The sequence below is a fragment of the Kitasatospora sp. NPDC049258 genome, assembly GCF_040678895.1.
Classification (GTDB): Bacteria; Actinomycetota; Actinomycetes; order Streptomycetales; family Streptomycetaceae; genus Kitasatospora.
The window spans coordinates 1-10,176 of sequence record NZ_JBFAQT010000072.1 but is presented as its reverse complement, the minus strand read 5'-3'; the positions used below and the strand labels follow the sequence as shown (position 1 = coordinate 10,176).

General features: G+C 69.9%; 7 protein-coding genes. 2 read left to right on the top strand and 5 right to left on the bottom strand.

Translation table 11 applies throughout. The annotated features are described in order from the left end of the window. Both AB0K43_RS30775 and AB0K43_RS30770 read left to right on the top strand, forming a co-directional pair. Positions 1-369 (top strand): oligopeptide/dipeptide ABC transporter ATP-binding protein (locus AB0K43_RS30775; protein WP_363645597.1); only part of this gene is annotated, 369 nt, incomplete at its 5' end. Then, positions 362-1,378, top strand: coding sequence for a dipeptide ABC transporter ATP-binding protein (locus AB0K43_RS30770; RefSeq protein ID WP_363645595.1), 1,017 nt, complete (start codon positions 362-364; stop codon positions 1,376-1,378). The genes AB0K43_RS30775 and AB0K43_RS30770, both read left to right, overlap by 8 nt. 250 nt (positions 1,379-1,628) lie before the next feature. Here the strand turns inward: AB0K43_RS30770 and AB0K43_RS30765 are convergent, their stop codons facing one another. From AB0K43_RS30765 to AB0K43_RS30745, 5 genes are all read right to left on the bottom strand, one after another. Further along, positions 1,629-3,329 (bottom strand): ABC transporter family substrate-binding protein, encoded by a 1,701-nt coding sequence (locus tag AB0K43_RS30765; RefSeq protein WP_363645593.1) that lies wholly within the window; start codon positions 3,327-3,329, stop codon positions 1,629-1,631. Between the two features lie 135 nt (positions 3,330-3,464). Then, positions 3,465-5,549 carry an ABC transporter ATP-binding protein gene (locus tag AB0K43_RS30760; protein WP_363645591.1) on the bottom strand — a complete coding sequence of 695 codons (2,085 nt, stop codon included), beginning with the start codon at positions 5,547-5,549 and terminating at the stop codon, positions 3,465-3,467. Positions 5,550-5,614: 65 nt separating this feature from the next. Then, the gene (locus tag AB0K43_RS30755; protein WP_363645589.1) at positions 5,615-6,682 is read right to left on the bottom strand and encodes an ABC transporter permease; all 1,068 of its coding nucleotides are present in this window, start codon (positions 6,680-6,682) and stop codon (positions 5,615-5,617) included. 48 nt (positions 6,683-6,730) lie between these two features. Further along, positions 6,731-7,696, bottom strand: a complete 966-nt coding sequence (locus tag AB0K43_RS30750) for an ABC transporter permease (protein ID WP_363645587.1) — start codon at positions 7,694-7,696, stop codon at positions 6,731-6,733. A gap of 655 nt (positions 7,697-8,351) precedes the next feature. Then, the coding region (locus AB0K43_RS30745; RefSeq protein WP_363645585.1) for a hypothetical protein at positions 8,352-10,176 on the bottom strand (1,825 nt) is incomplete at its 5' end.

Below are 10,176 nucleotides of genomic sequence, written 5' to 3'. Positions count from 1 at the left end.
ATCACCCACGACCTGGGCGTGGTGGCCGACGTCGCGGACAAGATCGCCGTGATGTACGCCGGCCGGATCGTGGAGACCGCCCCCGTGCACGAGCTGTACGCCAACCCGGCGCACCCGTACACCAAGGGCCTGCTCCGCTCGATCCCCCGCCTGGACCAGAAGGGCCAGGACCTGTACGCCATCCAGGGCCTGCCGCCGAGCCTGCTGCAGCTGCCCCCGGGCTGCTCCTTCAACCCCCGCTGCGACCGGGTCACGGACCTCTGCCGGTCCGACCGGCCGCTGCTGCAGCCCGTCCTGGACGCGGACGGTGCCGAGCTCGCCGGCCGGCGCAGCGCCTGCCACTTCTGGAAGGAGACCCTCCATGGCTGAGCCGATTCTGGAGGTCCGGAACCTGGTCAAGCACTTCCCGCTGACCCAGGGGATCCTCTTCAAGAAGCAGGTCGGCGCGGTGCAGGCGGTCGACGGTGTCACCCTCACCCTGCACAAGGGCGAGACGCTGGGCATCGTCGGCGAGTCGGGCTGCGGCAAGTCGACGCTGGCCAAGGTCCTGATGAACCTGGAGCGGGCGACCGCCGGCGAGGTGCTGTTCAAGGGCGAGGACATCAGCCGGCTGAGCGGGCGCGCGCTGCGGGCCGTCCGGCGCAACATCCAGATGGTCTTCCAGGACCCGTACACCTCGCTCAACCCCCGGATGACGGTGGGCGACATCATCGGCGAGCCGTACGAGATCCACCCCGAGGTCGCGCCCAAGGGCGACCGCCGCAAGGCGGTGCAGGACCTGCTGGACGTGGTGGGGCTGAACCCGGAGTACATCAACCGGTACCCGCACCAGTTCTCCGGCGGGCAGCGCCAGCGCATCGGCATCGCCCGGGGGTTGGCGCTCAAGCCGGAGATCATCATCTGCGACGAGCCGGTCTCCGCGCTGGACGTCTCGGTGCAGGCCCAGGTGATCAACCTGCTGGACCAGCTGCAGAGCGACTTCGAGCTGTCCTACATGTTCATCGCGCACGACCTCTCGATCGTCCGGCACATCTCCGACCGGGTGGGCGTGATGTACCTGGGGAAGCTGGTCGAGATCGGCACCGAGGAGGAGATCTACGAGCACGCCACCCACCCGTACACCCAGGCGCTGCTGTCCGCGGTGCCGGTGCCGGACCCGACCGGCCGGGAGACCCGGGACCGGATCGTGCTGGTGGGCGACGTGCCCTCGCCGGCCAACCCGCCCTCGGGCTGCCGCTTCCGCACCCGCTGCTGGAAGGCGGAGGAGCGCTGCGCCACCGAGGCGCCGCTGCTGGCGGTGCCGCAGGTGCTGAGCGGGCCGGCCGCGCACGACTCGGCCTGCCACTTCGCCGAGCTCCGGCAGCCGACCGCGGTCTGAGCGCCCTTCTGACGCGCTGCCGGGCGGGCTCCGGGGGACTTCCCCCGGGGCCCGCCCTTCGGCGTGCTGCGGGGCCGCCGGGGCGCCCTGAGGGGCGGCGGGGCGGTGGCCCCGCAGCACGCCGGGTGTGGCGGGGTGGGCGGTGGCCCCGCAGCACGCCCGGCGGCGCGGAGACGGAGAACGGGGCGGGCCCCGGGGAGGTGATCCCCGGGGCCCGCCCCGTCAGCTGTCGATCAGACCTGGGAGGTCGTCACTTGGTGAAGCCGATGTTCTCGTAGATGTAGTCCGACAGGCCCGGGGCGCCCAGGTTGGCGACGGCCTTCTTCACACCGAAGATGGCGGGGCGCTGGTACAGGGTGATCAGACCGGCGACCTTCCAGGCCTCCGCGTCGGCCTTGTTGATCGCGGCGAACTCGGCGTCGACGGTCTGGGCCGCGGCCGCGTCCGCCATCGCCTTGTCCAGCTCGGGGCTGCCGACCTGGCTGTAGTTGGCGCCACCGTCGGTCTTGAAGTTCGCGGTCGAGCTGCTCGCCGGGAACGGGGTGCCGATCAGCGAGAAGGCCGTCATGTCGAAGTCGAACTTGTAGATGTACTTCTCGAAGAACTCGTTCGACGGGGCGGTGAAGATGTTCACCTTGACGCCGACCTGCTGCAGCATCTGGGTGAGCATCGAGCCCTCGTTGGTGGCCACGGTCACGCCCGCCGGGATGACGAACTTGAGCGCGAGCTCCTTGCCGTCCTTCTTGCGGACGTCGCCGTCGAGCTTCCAGCCGGCCTCGTCCAGCATCTTCTTGGCGGCCTCGGGGTCGAACTTGCTCAGACCGTCCGAGTTGTCCTTGTAGCCGTTCTGGTTCGGCACCAGGAAGTGGTTGTTCATGGCCTCGGCCGGCCAGCCCAGGCCGTTCAGGTCCGACTTGGCGATGGTGTCGCGGTCGATCGCCTTGAAGATGGCCTGGCGGACCTTGGCGTCCGCCAGCACCGGGGACTTGCCGTTGAACATGAAGTGGCGGAAGTTCGGGCCGCCGGCCTCGCGGACCTCGCCGTCCGGGGTGGCCAGGATCTGCTTGTAGCCCGAGGCGTCCGGGCCGTTGTTGTAGAAGTCGATCTCACCGTTCTGGAACGCCTGCGGCATGGTGTTGGTTTCCATGGCCTTGTAGACGATCTTGTCCAGCAGCGGCTTCTGGCCCCACCAGTTGGGGTCGGCCACGACGCTGACGGTCTTCGCGGTCTGGTCGATCTTGTCCAGCTTGAACGGACCGGCGGTGACCGGGATCTTGTCCGCGTAGGCGGTGTTGAAGACGTCCGGGGTGGCCACGTACTTGGCCGGGAACAGCGGCGCGTTGGCGGCGTTGTTGAACAGCGCCTGCCACTCCGAGAACGGCGTCTTGAAGGTCATGACGGCCTGGTAGTCGTCGGCGCCCTTGACAACGCTCTCGACCTGGTCGAAACCGGTGGTCGAGGTGGCCTTGAAGTCGGGGTTGGAGCCGTTCTGGGACTTCCAGTTGGCCTCGATGTCCTGCCAGGTGATCGGCGCGCCGTCGGACCACTTGGCCTTCGGGTTCAGGGTCCAGGTGACGACCTGCTTGCCGTCCTTGGTCTCCGACTTGGCGTCGAGCAGGTAGTCCTTGTTCGGGGTCTGGGTGCCACCGGCGTCCGAACGCCAGAAGGTCGGCATGAGCGCCTTCATGACATCGGTGGTGGAGACCTCGTTGCCGTCCGCCTCCAGCGGGCTCCACTGGGTGGGGAGCTGGTCGATCGCCCAGTTGAGGGTGCCGCCCTGCTTCAGCGCGCTGCGGTCCTTCTCGTTGATGGCCCGCTGGGTCATCTTGGGGGCCTCGGACTTGGCCGGGGCGGCCGAGTCGTTGGACTTGCTGCTGGAGCAGGCGGTCAGCGAGAGCGACGCGGCGGCGATGGTGGCGACCAGCGCGACCGAGATCCGGGTGTGCTTCAAGGGATTCCCCCTGTGGTTACGGAACGGGTGAGTAAAGCCCAGCGGGGCCGCCGGAGCGGAGGGTGCTGGAGGGTTGGCAATGCGGCCGTGCGGGTGGGGCGGGAAGCGCCTGTCAAGCGGCGCGGCTCGTGGGGGTCAGATCACTTCGAGGGCCGCGGCGAAGTGGCAGGCGGCCACGTGGTCCGTGGCCAGCCGGCTGTTCGCGGGATCCTCGTCGCGGCAGCGCTGCTGCTCGCCCTCGGAGAGGGTCAGGTACTTCGGGCAGCGGTTGCGGAACCGGCATCCGCTCGGCACGTTGGCCGGGCTGGGCAGGTCACCGGTGAGCAGGATCCGGGTCCGCTCGCGCTCCCGGCGCGGGTCCGGGAGCGGCACGGCGGACAGCAGGGCCTGGGTGTACGGGTGGGACGGTGCGTCGAAGATCGACTCGGAGTCGCCGAGTTCGACGATCCGGCCGAGGTACATCACGGCGATCCGGTCGGCGATGTGCCGGACCACCGAGAGGTCGTGGGCGACGAACAGGTAGCTCAGGCCGAGCTTGACCTTCAGCTCGTCCAGCAGGTTGAGCACACCGGCCTGGATGGAGACGTCCAGGGCCGAGACCGGCTCGTCCAGGATGACCAGCTTGGGCTCCAGCGCCAGGGCGCGGGCGATCGAGATGCGCTGGCGCTGGCCGCCGGAGAACTCCTGCGGGTAGCGGTCGGCGTGGTCGGGGTTGAGGCCGACCATCTCCAGCAGCTCGGGCACCCGGGCGGCGATCCGGTCCTTGTCCCAGCCGTGCGTGCGCAGCGGCTCGGCCAGGATGTCGCCGATCGGCATCCGGGCGTCCAGGGCCGCCATCGGGTCCTGGAAGACGATCTGCATGTCCCGGCGCAGCGCCTTGCGGTCGGCCCGGCCGAGGCCGCGGACGTCCTTGCCGAACACCGTGACGGTGCCGGCCTGGCCGCTGGGCAGGTCCAGGATCTCCAGCAGGGTGGTGGTCTTGCCGCAGCCGGACTCGCCGACCAGGCCCAGGGTCTCGCCCTCGCGGATGTCCAGCGTGATGCCGTCCACCGCCTTGACCACGCCGACCTTGCGCTTGATCACGGCGCCCTGGGTGAGCGGGAAGTGCTTGGTCAGGCCGTCGAGTTCGAGGACCTTCGGGCGCTCCTCGCGCGGCACGCTGGCCAGCTCGACGGCGACCGGGATCTCCGGCACCGGGTAGATGGTCGCCGGGTCGAGCGAGCCGGCCAGCTCGTGGCTGCGGTGGCAGGCGGTCGGGTGGGTGTTGCCCTCCTTGACCGAGAGCATCGGCTCGACCTCGCGGCAGCGGTCGATCGCGATCGGGCAGCGGGCCTCGAACGGGCAGCCCCGCGGCAGCGCGACCATCGACGGCGGGGTGCCCTCGATCGGGGTGAGCGCCCTGCGCTCGGTGTTGTCCAGGCGGGGGATCGAGCCCAGCAGGCCAATGGTGTACGGCATCCGCGGGGCGTAGTAGACCTCGTCGACGGCGCCGGACTCGACCGGCTTGCCGGCGTACATCACCTGGACGCGGTCGGCGAAGCCGGCGATCACGCCGAGGTCGTGGGTGATCATCACGATCGCCGCGCCGGTGACGTCCTGGGCCTTCTTCAGGACCTCCAGCACCTGCGCCTGGATGGTGACGTCGAGCGCCGTGGTCGGCTCGTCGGCGATGATCACCTTGGGGTCGTTGGCGATCGTCATGGCGATCATCGCGCGCTGGCGCATGCCGCCGGAGAACTCGTGCGGGAAGTTGTCCACCCGGCGCTTGGGGTCCGGGATGCCGACCACGTCGAGCAGCTCGATCGCCCGGGTGCGGGCCTGCTCCTTGGTCATGTCCTGGTGGATCCGCAGCGCCTCGACGATCTGGGTGCCGATCGAGTACACCGGGGTGAGGGCCGACAGCGGGTCCTGGAAGACCATGCCGATCTCCTTGCCGCGGATCTTCGACAGCTCGTTGTCCGAGAGACCGAGCAGCTCGCGGCCGTTCAGCTTGATCGAGCCGGAGACCTCGGCGGAGTCCGGCAGCAGGCCCAGCACGGCCATCGAGGACACCGACTTGCCGGAGCCGGACTCGCCGACGATGCCGAGCACCTCGCCCGGGCGGACGGCGTACGAGACACCGCGCACCGCGCGCACCTCGCCGGCCTCGCTGGGGAAGGAGACCTGGAGGTCCGTCACTTCGAGAACGGGCTGAGACTTGTCCAGCCGGGTGTCGGTCACCGGTCGGAGTCCTTCCTTGGTACGGGGGCTGCTGTCCGCGGGCTGCGAGGGGGTCGTCGCGTCCGTCATGAGGCGCTCAGCACGTCGTTGGACTTGGGCATCGACGCCTTGCGGTGGGCCTCGCCGGCCTCGGCCAGCGCCTTGCGGCGCTTGCCCTTGGACCTGGCACCCGAGGAGTTCGGGTCGAAGGCGTCGCGCAGACCGTCACCGATGAAGGAGACCGCGACACCGATCAGCACCAGGCAGCCGGCCGGGAAGTAGAACAGCCACTGGAAGGTCGGGGCGTTGGTGGTGTTCTCGGCGATGATGGTGCCGAGCGACACGTCCGGGGCCTGCACACCGAAGCCGAAGAAGGACAGCCCGCTCTCGCCGATGACCGCGGCGCCGATCTGGATCACGGTGTCGATGATCAGCAGCGAGGCCATGTTCGGCAGGATGTGCCGGAAGATGATGACCGGGCCGGGGACGCCCATGTACTTGGCGGCCTTGACGAACTCGCGGTCCTTGAGCGTCATCGTCATGCTGCGGACCACGCGGGCCGTGATCATCCAGCTGAAGGCGGCCAGCAGCACGACGAAGATCAGCCAGCTGGAGTTGCGGAAGATCGGCGACAGCACCGCGATGATCAGGAAGCTCGGCAGCACCAGCAGCAGGTCGACGCCCCAGGTCAGGGTCTTGTCCATCCAACCGCCGTAGTACGCCGCGAAGGCGCCCACGACGGCTGCCACCAGGGTGCTGATGACGCCGACCAGCAGGCCGATCACCAGGGACTTCTGCAGGCCGCGCATGGTCAGCGCGAAGAGGTCCTGGCCGCCCTGGTTGGTGCCCCACCAGTGGTCGCCGCCGGGCGGCGCGGTGAACGCCATGTAGTCGTGGAACTTGTAGTCGTACTTGCTGAACATCGGGCCGACGTAGGCGGCCACGAACAGCAGCACGATGATGCCGACCCCGACCAGGGCGAGCCGGTTGCGGGTGAAGCGGCGAAGGGTCAGTCGTCCGCGGCTGGTCCGCTTGACGGCGGGCTTGGCGGGCGGGGGCAGCGGCGGGACACCGGCCGTGGCGGTGGCCAGGGCGGTGACCGCTTCGCCGCCGGCGGCGGAGGTGTTCGACGGGGCGGGCTGGTTGGCGCTCATGCTCTCTCTCCTCTACGGGTGTTCGGTGCTCGGTCGGGGAACGGTGCGTCAGCGCACCCGAACCCGAGGATCGAGCGCCGCGTAGAGCAGGTCGGACAGCAGGCCCGCGATGAGGACCAGGACCGCGGTGAACAGGGCGACCGCGGCGGTCGAGTTCACGTCGTTGCGGGTGATCGAGTTGACCAGCAACTCACCCATGCCGTGCCAGCCGAAGGTCTTCTCGGTGAAGGTCGCACCGACGAAGAGCAGCACGATGTTGAAGACCAGCAGCGGGACGACCGGCAGGATCGCGGTCCGCAGGCCGTGCTTGACCAGAGCGGCGCGCCGCTTGAGGCCCTTGGCCCGGGCCGTGCGCAGGAAGTCGCTGCCGAGCACGTCGAGCATGGTGCTGCGCTGGTAGCGGCTGTAGAGCGCGACCTGAATGAGGATCAGGGTCAGGCCGGGCAGCAGCATGTGCTCGGCCCGGTTGCCCAGGGCGGCGAAGTCCCAGCGCCCGGCGAACTCCGGGTCGGTCTCGCCGGTGAAGTGGATGGTGCCCGCACCCAGGAACTTCATCGTGAGCAGCTTGAGGAACAGACCGAGCACGAAGGTCGGCATCGCCAGGATGAAGAACGACGCCAGGGTCGAGGCCCGGTCGAAGAACTTGTACTGCTTGATCGCGCCGATGGTGCCGAGCGCGACGCCGCCGACCGAACCGATCAGCGTGGCCAGCAGCAGGAGCCGGGTGGAGACGCCGATCCGGCGGCCCACCTCGTCGTTGACCGGCGAGCCGTCGATGCTCTTGCCGAGGTCGCCGTGGGCCACCCCGTTCGCCCAGGTCGCGAACCGGCTGACGATGGGGGTGTCAGGGTTCATGTTGACGTCGCTGAGCGTCTTGCTGATGGTGGTCTTCGCCAGTGGCGGGTTACGGCCCTCGTAGTTCGCCTGCGGGTGCAGGCTGAGCCCCGCGATGAAATAGGAGAGAGATGCCGCAAGCGTGACCAGAATCAGATAATTGGCCAGCTTGCGAAGCATATAGCGACCCAAGGTGGTTCTCTCCCTCGTGCGGACCCGCGCTCACCGACGGAACAAGGCCCCCGTCTGCGCGATCCGTGAGGATGGCGGGCTCTGCACAGAGTGCCTCGGGGCGTCTCGAATGTCGGACGTTTGGTCAGAAAGTCGGTCGCCGCTGTGGAACGGCTCGCTGCCACATCTTGCTGACCTGGTGAAGACTTGTCGACCGGCGCCGGATCAAAGATTGGTAACGCCGGATCCAATCCTTGAGGCGATGACCGGTTTTGACCATGGGTTCATCGGCATGACCTGCAGGCCACAAGGGGTTTTCCAGGTCGGCGCCGCCCCGGAACGTGAGGTTCCACTGCCGCGCAACACTTGAGTTGTTATGTCCGGTTATATACCGCCAATGGCGAGGATTCGCCAACAAATGACTGCTGGTGAGCGGCTTGATTGACGATTGAACGGCGACCCCACCGGCGGTGGGTGAACGTGGCTTGAATTGATGGCCACATGTCCGATATCCGGACGCCGATCCTCGAAATTCATGGCACCCAGGGCCCGGACGGCGCGAAGGCCGGGTCGGGGGCTCCCCGGTCCCGGCCTTCGCGGCGGTGCTGAGTGGTGCTGGGTGGTGCCGGTGGCGCCGTGTGGTGCTGGTGGTGCTGGTGGTGCGTCAGACGGTGAACTTGAAGGCGCGGTCCTTGCCGGTCTTGTCGAGCACCGAGGTGATGGCGTCCGCGACATCCTGCGGGGTGATGGTCACCAGGGCGCCACCCTTGCGGATCTTGCTGTTGCCGATGGTGCTGCTCATCGCGGCGTTCAGCTTGTCCAGGTCCCACCTGGGCACGATCTTGCCGGTGTCGTCCGGCACCAGGGTGAGCGCCTTGGCCGCGGTGACCTTGCCGAAGTCGAACTTCCTCGCCCCGACGGTGAGCGTGATGTTGCCCGCCAGCACCTGCTTGCCGAGGCTGTCGGCCGCGGCCTGGAGGGCGTCCTGACCGACCTTCGGCTGGGCCTCCGTCAGCTCCAGGGCGACCTCGCCGTCGGGCTGCCCGGCCGCGCGGTTGCGGAACGCCTGCTCGACCTTGTCCACCGCGCCGGCCGCGTTCAGGGTCTGGCCGGCCTTGCCCGGCACCACCTCGGTCTGCCCGGCCTCGGTGAACCGGACGAAGCCTTCCTGGAGGCCCTGCCCGGAGGTCGAGGCCAGCCCGTCCAGCGCTGCCTTCAGCTTGGCCCGGTCGACCCGGACCGCCGGTGCGACGGTCTTGCTGCCGCCGGCCAGCGAACCGATCACCACGACCGGGTTGTAGCTGTGCTTGGTCAGACCCTCCACCGTGGCGGTGGTGTCGAAGCTCAGCCCGGCGCTGGCCGGGTCGAGGTTGACCGACTGCCCGGCCACCTTGAGCTGGACGGGCCGCTGGGCCGTCGGGCCGACCGCCGCGTCCAGCGCGCTGACCGCCTGGTCGCGGGTGTCGCCGCCGATGTCGGTGCCGAGCACCGTGGTGCCCTTGGGGATGTCCGACTGGTTCATCATCAGGCCGGTGCCGTAGGCCGCGGCCCCGGCGAACATCAGCCCGCCGACCGCGTAGACCATGAGCTTGCCGCCGCGGCCCTTCGCCTTCGCGGGCGCCGCCGCCTCCTCGGGCTCCGCCGGGGCGGCGTCGGGCCGGTGCGAGATCTGGTCGGGCGACGGGGGCACCCGGACCGGGGTCGCGGCCCGGGGCGATCCGGGGAAGGGCTTGGCGGGCTCGAACGGGACATCGGCGAAGCGCCCGCCGCCCGGCTGCTGGCCCTCGCCCGCGCGCGCGCCGGCCGGCCGGCCCTGCGGCGCCTGTTGCTGCTGCTGCGGTGGCTGTGGCTGCTGGTGTTGCTGCTGCGCCTGCTGCTGGCCCGGACGCTGCGGAGCCGCGAACGGGTCGGCCGGCGCGAACGGGTCCGCCGTGCCGAACGGGTCCGCCGGGCCGAAGGGGTCGGCGGGAGCGAAGGGGTCGGCGGGAGCGAACGGGTCGGCCGGCCCGGCTATCCCGGTGGGCGGCTGCCGGTGCTGCTGCCGCGCCTGCGGCTGGCCCTGCGGTCGCTGCCGCTGGCCCAGCGGCTGGCCCTGTCCCTGCTGCTGACCCTGCCCCTGCGGCCGCTGCTGCTGCGGCGGCTCGTCCCGGATCGGCTCGAAGCCGCCGATCTGGGTGTCCTCCGGCTCCTCGACCGGCTGCCGACGCTGCCCGCCGGCCGCCGGGCCGGCCCCGAACGGGTCGGCCTGCGCGGGCCCCTGGGGCCGCTGGCCGGCCGGGGCGAACGGGTCGTTGCCGTACGGATCGTTGCCGTACGGCTGGGCCGGCGCTGGGCCGGCCGCGTACGGGTCCTCGGGCCCGGGGCCGGGCTGCGCGGCGGCGAACGGCGAGGCGGGCGCACCGGTGGGCCGCGGGGCGGGCGCCGGGCGGGGGCCCGCGGGCCCGGCCGTGCTGCTCGCGGAAGACCGGGGTCTCGGCGATCCGCAGCCG